Genomic DNA, 13911 nt, shown 5'->3' with positions numbered 1-13911 from the left:
TGTGGTGCTCCTAGGCCGGCTGTCCGGCAAGATCGTCTGTGTCTGAAATGGGGTCGCCAGGGGCAGCGCCCAAGTCCAGTCCGGCAACGATCGATTCAGCCTCCGGCCGCGCCGCCTCGGGGATGGCCACCCGCAGCACGCCGAACAGCGGCAGCTCGCCCATCCCGCCCAGCAGCGATTCGCCGAACACGAAGGCGGGAATGCCCGCATCCTCCAGCGCGTGCTTCACCAGATGGGCGTCGAACAGATTGTCGGCCTTGTAAACGATATGCATGGCAGCTCCTCGGCAGCTGGCTGCCAGCATACGCCCGCCCCGGTATACGGGCGGTTGCCCGCGGCGATGCCGGGCAAGCCAGCCGCCGACACGCTAGACTGGCGGTCTTTCTGCCCTTGATTGCCGCATCATGTCCGAGCACACCCCTGCCAGCCCCGAGACCCCCGTCGACAGCCCCGAGAAGCGCGATTTCATCCGCCAGATCGTGCGCGAGGACCTGGCCAGCGGCAAGCACCAGGCGATCAAGACCCGCTTCCCGCCCGAACCCAACGGGTACCTGCACATCGGCCATGCCAAGTCGATCTGCCTGAACTTCGGCATCGCCGGCGAGTTCGGCGGCGTCTGCAACCTGCGCTTCGATGACACCAACCCGGCCCGGGAAGATCCCGAGTACGTGGCCGCCATCCAGGACGACGTGCGCTGGCTGGGCTTTGAGTGGAACGAACTGCGGCATGCCTCGGACTACTTCCAGGCCTATTACCTGGCCGCGCAGAAGCTGATCGGCGCCGGCAAGGCCTATGTGTGTGACCTGTCGGCCGAAGAAGTGCGCGCCTACCGCGGCACCCTGACCGAACCGGGCCGGCCCTCGCCGTACCGCGACCGCAGCGTGGAAGAAAACCTGGACCTGTTCGCGCGCATGCGCGCCGGCGAGTTCCCGGACGGTGCCCGCACCGTGCGCGCGAAGATCGACATGGCCAGTGGCAACATCAACCTGCGTGATCCGGCGCTGTACCGCATCAAGCACGTCGAGCACCAGAACACCGGCAGCGAATGGCCGATCTACCCGATGTACGACTTCGCGCATGCGCTGGGCGATTCGCTGGAAGGCATCACCCATTCGCTGTGCACGCTGGAATTCGAAGACCATCGCCCGCTGTACGACTGGTGCGTGGACAACGTGGACTTCGCGCACGACGACGCGCTGACCGCGCCGCTGGTCGATGCCGGCCTGCCACGCGAGGCTGCCAAGCCGCGCCAGATCGAATTCTCGCGGCTGAACATCAACTACACGGTGATGAGCAAGCGCAAGCTGATGGCGCTGGTCACCGAACAGCTGGTGGATGGCTGGGACGACCCGCGCATGCCGACCCTGCAGGGCCTGCGCCGGCGCGGTTACACGCCGGCGGCGATGCGCCTGTTCGCCGAGCGCGTAGGCATCAGCAAGCAGAACTCGCAGATCGATTTCAGCGTGCTGGAAGGCGCGCTGCGCGAGGACCTGGACAGCGCCGCGGCCCGCCGCATGGCGGTGATCGATCCGGTCAAACTGGTGCTCGCCAACATGCCGGAAGGCCACGAAGAATCGCTGACCTTCAGCAACCACCCGAAGGACGAATCGTTCGGCACCCGCGAGGTGCCGTTCTCGCGTGAGCTGTGGATCGAGCGCGAAGACTTCGCCGAAGTGCCGCCGAAGGGCTTCAAGCGGCTGCTGCCGGGCGGCGAAGTCCGCCTGCGCGGTGCCGGCATCATCCGCTGCGATGAAGTGATCAAGGATGCCGACGGCACCATCACCGAACTGCGCGGCTGGCTGGATCCGGAATCGCGTCCGGGCATGGAAGGCGCCAACCGCAAGGTCAAGGGCACCATCCACTGGGTCAGTGCGGTGCACGCGGTGCCGGCCGAAGTCCGCCTGTACGACCGCCTGTTCTCGGTGGCCGACCCGGACGACGAGTCCGATGGCAAGACCTACCGCGACTACCTCAATCCCGCATCGCGCCGGGCCGTGACCGGGTATGTCGAGCCTGCCGCAGCGATCGCCACGCCGGAACAGTCGTTCCAGTTCGAACGCACCGGCTACTTCGTCGCTGATCGCCGCGACCACACCGCGGCCAAGCCGGTCTTCAACCGCAGCGTGACCCTGCGCGATACCTGGTCGGCCTGACCCCGACCGCCCCGCGCGCGGCTCACCCCGCGCGCCATCGCCGCCTGCCCCTGCCCGTCCGCTTCATCGGACGCGGGCTACACTGCGCGCGGCTGTTGTTGTGTTCCACCCCCGTAACCCGATGAGAGGCACCCCGCGATGCTGTATGCGCAAGTCCACCTGACCCTTCCCGCCTGGATCCATGACCAGATCGACCTGGATCAGCGCTATCCCGGCGACGAGGCCAAGGTCGCGCTGGCCATCGCGCTGTCGAAGTCGAACGTCGAGCACGCCAGCGGTGGCCCGTTCGGGGCGGTGGTGTTCGGCCCGGATGACCAGGTCATCGCCGTGGGCGTGAACCGCGTGATGCCCCACAACACCTCGCTGGCGCATGCGGAGAACATGGCCTACATGCTGGCCCAGCAGCGCCTGCAGACCCCGCGGCTGAACGATGTGCTGTCCCCGATCACCCTGGCGACGTCGTCCCAGCCCTGTTGCCAGTGCTACGGCGCCACCGTCTGGGCCGGCATCGATCGGCTGCTGATCGGTGCCAGTGCGGCCGACGTGGAAGAACTGACCCCGTTCGACGAAGGCCCGCTGCCGGCGGACTGGGTGGGCGAACTCAACAAGCGCGGCATCGAGGTGGTGCAGGGCCTGCACCGCGACGACGCGCGCGCCGTGCTGCGCACCTATGGAGAAGCCGATGGCGCCCGCTACTGAGACGTCTGCTGCCACGGCAGGAATCGGCCTGCTGTGCCTGTGCCGCCAAGGCTTCGAACCGGAACTGGCCGGCGAACTGACCACGCGCGCGGGTGAATTCGGTTTCGCCGGCTACGCGCGTACCCAGCGCAATGATGGCTACGTGCTTTTCATGTGCGACGAAGCCGCCGCGCTCAGCCGCATGCTGTCCTGGCGCGAGCTGATCTTCGCGCGGCAGAAGCTGGTGGTGCTGGCCGAACTGCCGCAGCTGGATCCGGCCGACCGCATCACCCCGATGCTGGCGGTGCTGGGTGATGCGCCGCGCTTCGGCGATCTGTGGGTGGAACACCCCGACTCCGATGCCGGCAAGCCGCTGTCCGGGCTGTCGCGCGCGTTCGGCAATGCGCTGCGCCCGGCCCTGCGCAAGGCCGGGAAACTGACCGACAAGCCGAACGAGAAGCTGCCGCGCCTGCACGTGGTGTTCGTCGATGGCACGCATGCCTTCGTCTGCGTCGCCTCACCGATGGACAGTGCGCCGTGGGCACTGGGCATTCCGCGGCTGAAGCTGCTGCCGGATGCGCCTTCGCGCTCCGCGCTGAAGCTGGAAGAAGCCCTGCTGACCCTGCTGACCGCCGAAGAACGCGAGGCGCTGATGAAGCCGGGGATGCGCGCGGCCGACCTGGGTGCCGCGCCGGGCGGCTGGACCTGGGTGCTGACCCGCCAGCACCTGAAGGTGCTGAGCATCGACAACGGTCCGCTGCGCCAGCACGTGCTGGACACCGGGCTGGTCGAACACCTGCGTGCCGACGGCTTCCACTGGTCGCCCGAACAGTCGCTGGACTGGATGGTCTGCGACATGGTGGAGCAGCCGCGCCGGGTCGCCGAACGCATGGCGACCTGGTTCCGCGAAGGCTGGTGCAAGCACGCGATCTTCAACCTCAAGTTGCCGATGAAGAAGCGCTGGGACGAGACCCGGCTTTGCCTGGAACTGTTCGAAGAGCAGGCCGGCAAGTCGCTGACCGTGCGCGCCAAGCAGCTTTACCACGACCGCGAAGAGATCACCGTACTGGCTTCGCCGCTGCGCTGACCCGTCCGGTAGCGCCGAGCCATGCTCGGCGGGATACCGGCACCGTGCGAAGCGTTACCACGAAGCCGGACGTGGGCGCGGCGCGCTCATTTCCGCCCGCGCCGCGCCTGCACTGTGGATGACGGCGGTAGCCGCTTCGATACCCGCATAGACGCAGGAAAGCTCGGTCGCATCGCAGCACTCCACGCCCATCAACCAGTCCTTGGACCAGCGCAGCCCCGATGCCCGCAGCTCCGCGCGTGTCGCTTCGTACTCACCCTGCAGGCGCTCCAGGCTGGTTGCAAGCTTGCGCCTGCTCATGGGTTGCGGTGATTCCTGCAGCTGCTCTCGTTGCAGCCGGTCATGCAGCTTCTGCGCCCGGCTTGAGGGCGTGACGCCTGCGACACTGGCGTTGACCACTGTCAGCAACAAGCTTTCCAGTGCTTTCTTCGCCGCCGCATCAAGCGGCGGTTCGGCGCGGCGGGGAGCGCCCACGCAATGGCTGCGCAGCGCGCGGAACGGGGCAAGGCAGCCCTTGACCGGGAAGCTCATGCGTTTGCTGACTTTGTGGCGGAGGCGGCCACGCGCAGGCTCCAGTTGAACTGCCGTGCCGACTCGAGCGCTGCGCGCGTAGCACCGATCTCCTGCGCCCGTCCACTGCCCGGGCGGGCCCCGGCACTGCGCTGCATCAGGACGTGCAGGATGGACCGCTGCTCATGCTTTACCGCGCGAACCTCGTTGATGATCTGCGCAGGCGTCAGTTTGTTGCTGCCCATGATGTGCGCATCCAGGCGTTGTGCGGCCTTGCAGAGGGAAACCTCACCGCGCAGGGTGCCTGCGTTGTTGACGCGCTTCAGCAAGGCGGCGATCGGCGCCCGTTCACAGCCCGGTGCGTTGGCGATGCGTGCCTGTGCGGCCACCCGGGCGGCCTGTGCCGGTTTGAAAATTTGGACAAGCAGATGACTGACATTCATGGACGGGTACGCTCGCATGGGAAGGATCATGGGACTATGCCCAGCGCGCGCCGTGATGGCTTTCAGAATCAGGACGCGCCACCTGATCCCGTCCCAGAGGAACCTGCCATGCCCTCCCGTTGCGTCCCCCTGCTGATCCTGCTGGCTGCCGGCCCCGCCCTGGCCCAGCAATCCCGGCCCGCGGCCGAGAGCCAGCCGCTGCGCGATGACGCCGGCATCGTGCGCGCGCAGGAACTGTCCGCAGGCAGGGTGACCGGCAGCGTGGACATCGTGGTGCCGCTGGGCGAAACGCCGGTGACGGTGCGTTCGCTGACGCCGTCCAGCGCGGCCGGCCAGTACCGGATCCATTTCGCCGAACTGGACGTGGACGGTGACGGCTACATCAGTGCTGACGAGGCGCAGGCCAATCCGTCGCTGGCCGACGAGTTCATTTCGCTGGACGTGAAACGCCGCGGCAAGCTGGACCGGGAAGACCTGGCCGGGTGGTTGCTGGATTGAATCCCGGCATGTGGCGACCGACGGTCGTCACCCACCACGACGCTGGTCATCACCCACCACCACTGATCACACGCCCGCCGCGCGCTTCCAGAACAGCTGCAGCAGCGGCGACAGCTTGCCGGTGCAACCCAGCACGCGGCCGCGTGCCAGGGTCAGGTGCAGTTCGTCGTTGGAGAACAGCCGGTTGATGCCATCGAAGCTGTAGGCGGCGATCGTATTGTCGCTGCGACGTTCGCGCGCCCAGCGCTGCAGCCGCTGCGGTGACAGCTGCGGCTGGCCACGGCGCTGCGCCGAAGGCGCCAGCCAGCGCTGCAGCGCGGCCACGTCGCGGAGGCCCAGGTTGACGCCCTGGCCGGCCAGCGGGTGCACCACGTGCGCCGCATCACCCAGCGCCAGCACCCGGCCGGCGACGTAATGGCGGGCCAGCTGGCGGCGCAGCGGGAAGGCCGCGCGGCTCGACGCCAGCTGCAGCTCGCCAAGACGGCCGCCGAAGGCGCGGGTCAGTTCGCGGTTGAACGCCGCCTCTTCCAGCTGCAGCACGCGCTGCGCTTCGTCCTCCGGCAGGGTCCACACGATTGAGCTGCGCTTTTCGGCCACCGGCAGCAGCGCCAGTGGTCCGCCAGGCAGGAAGCGCTGCCATGCCGTGGCCTGGTTGGGCAGCGCACTGTCCACGTAGGCCACCACGCCACGCTGGAGGTAATCGTGGCGGTCCACCTCGATCCCGGCCAGCTGCCGCAACGTGGATTCCGCGCCATCGGCGGCAATGGCCAGCGTCGCTTCGATGCGGCGTCCGTCCTGCATGCGCAGGCGCACGCCATGTTCGTCCTGCTCCATGCCTTCGACGCGGGCCGGGCAGTGCACCTCCACCCCGGCGGCCGGCAGCGCGGCCCACAGGCGATCGACCAGCAGGCCGTTTTCGATGATCCAGCCCAGTTCACTGCGGCCGAATCGGTCCGCGTCGAACAGCAGGTCATCGCCCCCCGCGGCATCCCATACCTGCATGCGGCGATACGGATGCGCGCGACCGCGCGCGATCGACTCCCACACGCCGAGACGCTGCAGCAGCTGTACGTTGTCAGCGGCAAAGGCGAACACCCGCAGGTCCGGCTGCGCGGCCTGCCACGGCGGCGGCTCGTGGCCTTCAACCACGACCACCGACAGCCCGGCATCGGCCAGCGCCAGCGCGCAGGTGGCGCCCACCACGCCGCCGCCGACGATCACCACATCGGTGCGTGCGCGGCGGCTCATGCGGCTTCCCCGCGGCACAGTTTCGGCACTTCGCCTCGGAAGCCCATCGAGCCGCCAACCAGCATCGACTGCAGCGATGTGGCCTGGGCCGCCAGCAGGCCAAGGCTGCGCAACGGGCGCAGCAACGGGGCATCGTTGCTGGTCAGGCGCGCCAGTCCACCAGAGAACGCGATGGTCTGCGCACGGTCTTCCTCCCTTCGCGCTGCATAGGCGTGCAGCAGCGGATCGGCACCGGCGTCGCCGTCGGTTTCCAGCAGCTCGGCCAGGGTCAGCGCATCGCGCAGGCCCAGGTTGAAGCCCTGCGCGCCCAGCGGGTGGATGGTCTGCGCCGCATTGCCCAGCAGCACCGCGCGTTCGCCGACCAGCGCACGCGACAGCACCTGGCGCAGCGGATAGGCCGCGCGCGGCCCGGATTCAAGCAGCCGTCCGGCGCGCCAGCCCAGCGCCGCCTGCAGCCGCGCCAGCCAGGCCGCCTCGTCCAGTGCCATGACGGCATCTGCTTCGTCGCGGGCTACGCCATGCACCACACCGAAATGGCGGTCACCGCGCGGCAGCAAGGCCGTCGGGCCGGTATCGGTGAGCCGCTCCCATGCGGTGCCATCCGGTGCACGTTGGCTGCGCACGCGCGCCACAAACAGCGTCTGCTGGAAATCATGTTCCTCCACGCCGATCCCCAGCGCGCTGCGTACGCCGCTGGCGGTGCCATCGGCACCGACCACCAGCCGCGCCTGCAGCGTGTGCTCACCGGCCTCATCGTGCACCTGGACCTGACGATAGCCATCGACGACTGCGCCCAGGCCGATGAAACGCGCCGGGGCCCGCCGCTGCAGCTGCGGCAGTTCCTGCAACCGCGCTTCCAGGGCCATGCCGAAGTCCCGCGCCACCACCACCTGGCCGAACCACGGCCGGCCATAGTCGGCGGCCGCCAGCTGCACGCGCCCGAAGTCCCCGGCGCGACTGACATGGATGCGGGTGATCGGGCCCGGCGCGCTGGACAGCTTCTGCATCACCCCCAGCGCGGTCAGCGCATTGATCGTGGCGGCGGCGAAGCTGAGGTTGCGCTGGTCGAACACGGCCGGCAGCGAACCGGCAGCGCTGGCTTCCAGCAGGCAGGCACTGCGGCCGATACGCTGCAGCGCGATGGCCAGGCTGGCGCCGACCAGCCCGCCGCCGATGATCAGGACATCAACTCGTTCGCTCATGCCGCCATGATACGCGTTCGCCCGCCGCCCCTGCCCCGCCGCCGCGCCTGCACGGGGCGTGCAGCCGGTCTAGAATGGGGTTTGTTCACTTCCCCGTGCGCGTCCTGATGACCACCTCCCCGCAACGTGCCTTCGTGCTGACCTGCCTGGTGCTGTTGATGGCCGCCACGCGGGTGAACCATTTCGCCGCCATCCCGGATGCCTCCTGGGCGGTGTTCTTCATCGGCGGCTTCTACCTGCGCAGCTGGACCCGCTGGGCCTTCCCGCTGCTGATGGCACTGGCGGTGCTGGTGGACTGGATCGTCATCGGCAGCCTCGGGCTGGATTTCTGGCAGCACTACTGCGTGTCGCCGGGTTACTGGATGCTGCTGCCCGCCTACTTCGCGATGTGGGCCGGCGGCATGGCGCTGGGCCACGGTTACCAAGGCGCGCAATGGTCCACGCTGGCCAAGGCGACCGCGCTGGTGGTTGCCGCCGTTGCGGTCTGCCACCTGTTCGCCCAGGGCGGTTTCTACTGGACCACCCGCAACGTCGCCGATCCCACCGTGGGCGGCTGGCTGAAGAACTACGCGGACTGGTTCGTGACTTACCTCGGCACCACCACGCTGTACGTTGGTCTGGCCGCTGCGCTGCAGTTGGCCGTGGAGCAGGTCGGCAAGCTGCGCCAGGCGCAGCGTGACGTCCGCGGCTGAGGTACAGGCAGATGGGCAACCGGCTTTCACGCATCTATACCCGCACCGGCGATGACGGCAGCACCGGGCTGGGCGACGGCAGCCGGGTCGGCAAGGACGATGCGCGCGTTGCCGCCTTCGGCACGGTCGACGAGGCCAATTCGGCGCTTGGCGTGCTGCTGGCCGTGCCCCTGCCTGTCGACGTGCAGGCGCTGCTGACCCGGCTCCAGCACCAGTTGTTCGATCTGGGCGGCGAGCTGTGCATCCCCGGCCATGCGGCGATCACCGATTCCGACGTCACTGCGCTGGAACAGCAGCTGGATCACTACAACGCCGACCTGCCCACGCTGAAGGAATTCATCCTGCCGGCCGGTGGCGAAGCCGCCGCACGCTGCCACCTGGCCCGCACCATCGTGCGCCGGGCAGAACGCGAGACGGTCGCCCTGTCGCGCGTGGAAGCGGTGCGGCCGCAGGCGCTGCATTACCTCAACCGGCTTTCCGACCTGCTGTTCGTGCTGGCCCGCGTACTGGCCCGCGCCGACGGTGCCGGCGAAGTACTCTGGCAGCATTCGCGCCGCCACGGCTGACCTTTCCGGATCCCCTGCGCCCATGCTGGTCTACACCCATCCTTCCTGCCTGCAGCACGACCCCGGTCCGGACCATCCTGAATCCCCGCAACGCCTGCAGGCCGTGCTCGACGCGCTGCACGCGGCGTTCCCGGCACGGCTGGACTGGCGCCAGGCGCCGCCGGCCAAGCGCGGCGACCTGGCCCGCGTGCACGATGCCGAGCTGATCGACCTGGTGCTGCAGGCACAGACCGCCAACCTGCGGCAGATCGACATGGACACCCGCACCTCGCCCGGATCGGCCACCGCCGCCCTGCATGCCGCCGGCGCCGGCATTGCCGCGGTGGACGCGGTGATGCTGGGCGAGGATCCGCTGGCGTTCTGCGCGGTCCGTCCGCCCGGCCACCACGCCACCGCCAGCACGGCGATGGGGTTCTGCCTGCTCAACAACATCGCGGTGGCCGCCGCGCATGCGCGCGACCGCTACGGGCTGGAGCGGATCGCCGTGGTCGACTTCGACGTCCACCACGGCAACGGCACCCAGGACATCTTCCAGCTGGATCCCCGGGTGGCTTACTACAGCACCCACCAGGCCGGCCTGTTCCCGAACTCGGGGCTGCGCCGCGACCGTGGCGCGGGCAACCTGCTGAACATCCTGCTGCCGCCGGGCAGCGGCAGCCTGCGCTTCCGCAATGTCTGGGCCGACGAGATGCTGCCGACCATCGATGACTTCCGGCCGCAGCTGCTGCTGGTGTCGGCCGGCTTCGATGCGCACCTGCGCGATCCACAGGCCGACCTGATGCTGGAAGCGGAGGACTTCGCCTGGATCACCACCGAACTACACGCATTGGCCCGCCGCCATGGTGCTGGCCGGGTGGTGTCGATGCTGGAAGGCGGCTATGACCTGCAGGCCCTGGCCGAGTCCAGCGTGGCCCATGTCGGTGCCCTGCTGGAGGGCCAGGCGGGGGCCGCCTGATGAACCCCGGCCGCCGAAGATGAGCGGCCTTCATTGCCCCTATGCAAGGGATGGGGCAAGCTACGGATCGTTTTCGCCTGAACCATCACGCGTGCGCAAAGCCTTCCGCCTGCTGCCCCTCCCCCTGAGTATCGCCCTCTGCCTGCCGGCGTTCGCCGAAGACAAAGCGCCGAACTGGGGTCTGTGCCCTGCCACCGACGCCCTGCCCGCCTTTGGCGACGCACCGCCGGCGGACAAGGCTGCCGCGGAAACGCGCACCCAACAGCCCACCGACATCGAGGGCGACCAGCTGTATGGCACCTCCACGGTGCCGCAGTACCAGGGCAACGTCGCGCTCAAGCGCGGTGACCAGTTCCTCGGTACCGACCACCTGAGCTTCGATACGGAAACGGGCAATTACACCGCCGAGGGCAATGTCCGCTACTCCGATTCGTCGATCCGGATGGTGGCCAAGCGCGCCGAGGGCAACCAGGAAGCGGACACCCACAAGATCTCCGACATCCAGTACCAGCTGGTGTCGCGCCGTGGCAACGGTGGCGCCGAGTCGGTGGACCTGCAGGGTGCGGTGGGACAGATGCACCGCTCCACCTATACCACCTGCGATCCGTCCCAGCCGATCTGGAAACTGTCCGCCCCGCAGATCGAAGTGGACAACGACGAAGGCTTCGGTACCGCGCGCAACGCCGTGCTGCGCATCGGCAAGGTGCCGGTGCTGTGGGCGCCGTACTTCAAGTTCCCGATCGATGATCGCCGCCAGACCGGCCTGCTGTATCCGGAGCTGGGCCTGTCCGGGCGCAACGGGTTCGATTACGCCCAGCCGATCTACTTCAACCTGGCGCCGAACTACGACGACACGCTGACCCCGCGCTACATGAGCAAGCGCGGCTTCATGCTGGACAACGAATTCCGCTATCTGTACGACGGTGGCCGGGGCGAGCTGCGTACCGCCTACCTGCCCGATGACAAGCTGCGCGAAAAGGATCGTGGCCGCGTCGAGTATTCCGGTTACCACAACTTCAACGCGAACTGGCAGGCCCGCGCCGGGCTGGCGTGGGTCAGCGACGAGCGCTACCTGGAAGACTTCGCCAACAAACTGCTGGGCGTGACCGCGTCCAACCTGCAGAGCCAGGCGGGCATCTACGGCACCGGTGAAAACTGGACCGCCGGGTTGATGGCCGACTACTGGCAGCTGACCGATTACACCCTGACCGAGGAGGCGCTGCCGTACAACCGGCAACCGCGCCTGTTCGGCACCTGGGACCAGCCGATCCTGCCGTGGCTGGAAGTGGGCGTGTATGCCGAAGCCGTGCGCTTCGTGCATGACGACGTGCATGACAAGATCATCGATGCCGACGGTGAGTACGTGCGCAACGGCGTGGAGCGCGAAGTGCTCGGCGGTTCGCGGCTGGACATCAAGCCCTACGTGACCATGCCCTTCAGTGGCGCGGCCTGGTACGTCACCCCGACGCTGGCCTGGCGCTACACCGGGTATGACCTGGAACAGGGCCTGGCCGACAGCATCCGCGCCAACAACCTGGCCGCGGCAGGCATCACCAATCCGACCCCGGACCAGCTGCGCGGCAACACCTCGCCCCATCGCAGCGTGCCGATCGCCAGCCTGGACGCGGGCATGTTCTTCGACCGCGAGACCACCATCGGCGACAAGCCCTACCTGCATACGCTGGAACCGCGCCTGTTCTACCTGCGCACCCCGTACCGCGACCAGAGCGAGCTGCCGGTCTTCGATACGCGTGACTTCACCTTCAGCTGGGGCCAGCTGTTCCGCGATTCGCGCTATACCGGCGCGGACCGCCAGAACGATGCCAACCAGCTGACGATGGCACTGAGCACCCGTTTCATCGACCAGTCCAGTGGCCGCGAGCGGTTCTCGGCCAGCATCGGCCAGATCCTGTATTTCGACGATTCCCGCGTCACCCTGCCGAGCAACCCCAGCCCGGTGGAACAGGGCAAGTCGGCCTGGATCGCCGATACCAACTACATGATCAACGACCGCTGGAACCTGGGCGCCACCTACCAGTGGGATCCCAAGAACAAGCGCGAGGACCTGGCCAGCGTGCGTGCGCGCTACCTGATGTCCAACGACGGCATCGTCAACCTGACCTACCGCCACCGCATCAACCCCGATGGCACCAACCTGCTCAAGCAGGGTGACCTGTCCTTCCTGTACCCGATCAACCCCAGCTGGAGCGTGGTCGGCCGTTATTACTACTCCATCGAGGACAGCAAGCCGCTGGAAATCATCGGTGGCGTGCAGTGGGACAGCTGCTGCCTGGCCGTGCGCGCCCTGGCCCGCCGCTACGTGCGCAACCGCGAAGGCGAGCTGAATACCTCCTTCCAGCTTGAGTTCGTCCTCAAGGGCCTGAGCTCCATCGGCCAGAACACGGACCGTACGCTGCGCCGTGCTATCCTCGGCTACAACCGCGACGACCTCTATCTCGTGCCCCCCAGCACCACCGGCGCGACCCGCGACGACTACGATCCGAATCTGATCCCATGACCAAGACCTTCCCCGTCCTACTCGCCTCCCTGCTGGCGGTGTCCACTGCGTCCGTACCCTTGCAGGTACTGGCCCAGCAGACCCAGCCACTGGATCGCATCGCCGCCGTCGTCGACGAAGACGTCATCCTGCAGAGCGAACTGGACCGCGCGCTGGCCAACATCAAGACCCAGTACGCCGGTCGCGAGAACCAGCTGCCGCCGGACGATGTGCTGAGCCGGCAGGTGCTGGAGCGTCTGGTGCTGGTCAAGCTGCAGGTGACCCGCGCAGAAGGCAGCGGCATCCGCGTGTCGGACCAGGAACTGAACCAGGCCATCAACTCGATCGCCCAGCAGAACGGCAGCAACCTGGAGACCCTGCGCGCCCGCCTGGCCCAGGACGGCATCGATTTCGATGAGTTCCGCCGCTCGGTGCGCGACGAGATCATCGTCCAGCGCCTGCGCCAGAGCTACGCGCAGAGCCGCGTCAGCGTCAGCGAAGGCGAAGTGGATGCGGCCATCAAGCAGCAGGCCGTCACCGGTACGCAGTACCACCTCGCGCACATCCTGATCGCCACCCCCGATGGGGCCGACGCCAGCCAGATCGCCACCGGCAAGCAGAAGGCCGACGGCGTGAAGGCGCTGCTGGACAAGGGCGAGCTGGACTTCAACGCGGCCGCCGTCCGTTACTCGGACAGCCCCAATGCACTGGAAGGTGGCGACCTCGGCTGGCGCTCCATGGACGAGATCCCGCAGGCGTTCCTGCAGGTGATGCAGGACATGAAGGCCGGCGACGTGGTCGGGCCGCTGCGTGGCCCCAGCGGCTTCCAGCTGCTGAAACTGGTGGAAGTCCGCGATGCCAATGCGGCCGCGTCCACCGGCCAGACCATCACCGAATACCACGCCCGCCACATCCTGGTGCGCGTGACCGACCAGCAGAACGATGCCGCCGCCAAGGCGAAGATCGATACGCTGCGTGCCCGCATTGCCGGTGGCGCTGATTTCCAGGCCGTGGCCCGCGAGTCGTCCGAAGACACCAACAGCCGCGGCCAGGGCGGCGACCTGGGCTGGTTCCCGGTCGATGCCTTCGGTCCTGACTTCGGCCGCCAGGTGGAAGGGGTGACCGACGGCAACATCAGCCAGCCCTTCCGCACCGATGCCGGCTGGCACGTGGTGCAGCGCGTGGCGACCCGCCAGACCGACGTCGGCGTGGACAACCAGCGCGCGCAGGTCCGCGAAACCATCGGCCGTCGCAAGCTGGAAGAAGAGTACAACCGCTTCCTGTCCGAACTGCGTGGCGAAGCCTACGTCAGCTTCCGCAGCGGTGACAGGGCGGAAAACACCGCCACCCCGCCGCAGTCCTGAGCCATGCTCCCAGGCGCG

Annotated in this window: 13 protein-coding genes and 1 pseudogene; 9 read left to right on the top strand and 5 right to left on the bottom strand. The window is 67.9% G+C overall.

Features of this window, described 5'->3' with window-relative positions:
• Positions 1 to 10: 10 nt before the first annotated feature.
• Positions 11 to 274, bottom strand: coding sequence for a putative signal transducing protein (locus SOM47_RS10110; protein WP_042614796.1), 264 nt, complete (start codon positions 272 to 274; stop codon positions 11 to 13).
• A gap of 130 nt (positions 275 to 404) precedes the next feature.
• Here SOM47_RS10110 and SOM47_RS10105 point away from each other — a divergent pair, with 130 nt between their 5' ends.
• From SOM47_RS10105 to rlmM, 3 genes are all read left to right on the top strand, one after another.
• Positions 405 to 2153 carry a glutamine--tRNA ligase/YqeY domain fusion protein gene (locus SOM47_RS10105; protein ID WP_042614795.1) on the top strand — a complete coding sequence of 583 codons (1749 nt, stop codon included), beginning with the start codon at positions 405 to 407 and terminating at the stop codon, positions 2151 to 2153.
• 138 nt (positions 2154 to 2291) lie between these two features.
• A complete protein-coding gene (locus tag SOM47_RS10100) occupies positions 2292 to 2852 on the top strand; it encodes a nucleoside deaminase (RefSeq protein ID WP_042614794.1) in 561 nt (186 codons plus the stop codon).
• The gene (rlmM, locus tag SOM47_RS10095; RefSeq protein ID WP_042614793.1) at positions 2836 to 3918 is read left to right on the top strand and encodes a 23S rRNA (cytidine(2498)-2'-O)-methyltransferase RlmM; all 1083 of its coding nucleotides are present in this window, start codon (positions 2836 to 2838) and stop codon (positions 3916 to 3918) included. Before SOM47_RS10100 ends, rlmM begins: the two co-directional genes overlap by 17 nt.
• Before the next feature lie 54 nt (positions 3919 to 3972).
• On the opposite strand, the gene SOM47_RS10090 is transcribed toward rlmM, so the two are convergent.
• Both SOM47_RS10090 and SOM47_RS10085 read right to left on the bottom strand, forming a co-directional pair.
• Entirely contained in the window at positions 3973 to 4449 is a 477-nt protein-coding gene (locus SOM47_RS10090) for a hypothetical protein (protein ID WP_042614792.1), read from the bottom strand.
• Positions 4446 to 4871 (bottom strand): hypothetical protein, encoded by a 426-nt coding sequence (locus tag SOM47_RS10085; RefSeq protein ID WP_042614791.1) that lies wholly within the window; start codon positions 4869 to 4871, stop codon positions 4446 to 4448. Before SOM47_RS10085 ends, SOM47_RS10090 begins: the two co-directional genes overlap by 4 nt.
• Positions 4872 to 4979: 108 nt before the next feature.
• Between SOM47_RS10085 and SOM47_RS10080 the strand changes: the two genes are divergently transcribed.
• The gene (locus tag SOM47_RS10080; protein ID WP_042614790.1) at positions 4980 to 5369 is read left to right on the top strand and encodes an EF-hand domain-containing protein; all 390 of its coding nucleotides are present in this window, start codon (positions 4980 to 4982) and stop codon (positions 5367 to 5369) included.
• A 66-nt stretch (positions 5370 to 5435) separates the two neighbouring features.
• Here SOM47_RS10080 and SOM47_RS10075 read toward each other — a convergent pair whose 3' ends face one another.
• Positions 5436 to 6617: a UbiH/UbiF family hydroxylase gene (locus SOM47_RS10075; protein ID WP_042614789.1), complete on the bottom strand. Its 1182-nt coding sequence runs from the start codon at positions 6615 to 6617 to the stop codon at positions 5436 to 5438.
• The gene (gene ubiH, locus SOM47_RS10070; protein ID WP_042614788.1) at positions 6614 to 7819 is read right to left on the bottom strand and encodes a 2-octaprenyl-6-methoxyphenyl hydroxylase; all 1206 of its coding nucleotides are present in this window, start codon (positions 7817 to 7819) and stop codon (positions 6614 to 6616) included. The genes SOM47_RS10075 and ubiH overlap by 4 nt, the downstream gene beginning before the upstream one ends.
• A gap of 107 nt (positions 7820 to 7926) precedes the next feature.
• Here ubiH and SOM47_RS10065 point away from each other — a divergent pair, with 107 nt between their 5' ends.
• The 5 genes and pseudogenes from SOM47_RS10065 to SOM47_RS10045 form a co-directional block, all read left to right on the top strand.
• Positions 7927 to 8511 carry a hypothetical protein gene (locus SOM47_RS10065; protein ID WP_042614787.1) on the top strand — a complete coding sequence of 195 codons (585 nt, stop codon included), beginning with the start codon at positions 7927 to 7929 and terminating at the stop codon, positions 8509 to 8511.
• An 11-nt stretch (positions 8512 to 8522) separates the two neighbouring features.
• On the top strand, positions 8523 to 9077 hold the full coding sequence (locus tag SOM47_RS10060) for a cob(I)yrinic acid a,c-diamide adenosyltransferase (RefSeq protein WP_042614786.1): 555 nt from the start codon (positions 8523 to 8525) through the stop codon (positions 9075 to 9077).
• Positions 9078 to 9099: 22 nt separating this feature from the next.
• Complete coding sequence (locus SOM47_RS10055) at positions 9100 to 10032, top strand: histone deacetylase family protein (RefSeq protein ID WP_042614785.1); 933 nt, start codon at positions 9100 to 9102, stop codon at positions 10030 to 10032.
• A 91-nt stretch (positions 10033 to 10123) separates the two neighbouring features.
• Positions 10124 to 12550, top strand: coding sequence for an LPS-assembly protein LptD (gene lptD, locus SOM47_RS10050; protein WP_042614784.1), 2427 nt, complete (start codon positions 10124 to 10126; stop codon positions 12548 to 12550).
• A pseudogene (locus tag SOM47_RS10045) lies at positions 12547 to 13878 on the top strand (peptidylprolyl isomerase); the annotation flags it as partial. The gene lptD and the pseudogene SOM47_RS10045, both read left to right, overlap by 4 nt.
• Positions 13879 to 13911 lie beyond the last annotated feature (33 nt).

The organism is Stenotrophomonas sp. CFBP8980, assembly GCF_034046095.1.
Taxonomy (GTDB): Bacteria; Pseudomonadota; Gammaproteobacteria; order Xanthomonadales; family Xanthomonadaceae; genus Stenotrophomonas; species Stenotrophomonas lacuserhaii.
The sequence above is the reverse complement of the archived record's forward strand: the minus strand, read 5'-3'. Positions and strand labels throughout refer to the sequence as shown.

What these genes read in the sequence shown, in the direction of transcription:
- SOM47_RS10110 (WP_042614796.1), bottom strand. Translation starts at nt 274, where the DNA reads ATGCATATCGTTTACAAGGCCGACAATCTGTTCGACGCCCATCTGGTG.
- SOM47_RS10105 (WP_042614795.1), top strand. Translation starts at nt 405, where the DNA reads ATGTCCGAGCACACCCCTGCCAGCCCCGAGACCCCCGTCGACAGCCCC.
- SOM47_RS10100 (WP_042614794.1), top strand. Translation starts at nt 2,292, where the DNA reads ATGCTGTATGCGCAAGTCCACCTGACCCTTCCCGCCTGGATCCATGAC.
- rlmM (WP_042614793.1), top strand. Translation starts at nt 2,836, where the DNA reads ATGGCGCCCGCTACTGAGACGTCTGCTGCCACGGCAGGAATCGGCCTG.
- SOM47_RS10090 (WP_042614792.1), bottom strand. Translation starts at nt 4,449, where the DNA reads ATGAGCTTCCCGGTCAAGGGCTGCCTTGCCCCGTTCCGCGCGCTGCGC.
- SOM47_RS10085 (WP_042614791.1), bottom strand. Translation starts at nt 4,871, where the DNA reads ATGAATGTCAGTCATCTGCTTGTCCAAATTTTCAAACCGGCACAGGCC.
- SOM47_RS10080 (WP_042614790.1), top strand. Translation starts at nt 4,980, where the DNA reads ATGCCCTCCCGTTGCGTCCCCCTGCTGATCCTGCTGGCTGCCGGCCCC.
- SOM47_RS10075 (WP_042614789.1), bottom strand. Translation starts at nt 6,617, where the DNA reads ATGAGCCGCCGCGCACGCACCGATGTGGTGATCGTCGGCGGCGGCGTG.
- ubiH (WP_042614788.1), bottom strand. Translation starts at nt 7,819, where the DNA reads ATGAGCGAACGAGTTGATGTCCTGATCATCGGCGGCGGGCTGGTCGGC.
- SOM47_RS10065 (WP_042614787.1), top strand. Translation starts at nt 7,927, where the DNA reads ATGACCACCTCCCCGCAACGTGCCTTCGTGCTGACCTGCCTGGTGCTG.
- SOM47_RS10060 (WP_042614786.1), top strand. Translation starts at nt 8,523, where the DNA reads ATGGGCAACCGGCTTTCACGCATCTATACCCGCACCGGCGATGACGGC.
- SOM47_RS10055 (WP_042614785.1), top strand. Translation starts at nt 9,100, where the DNA reads ATGCTGGTCTACACCCATCCTTCCTGCCTGCAGCACGACCCCGGTCCG.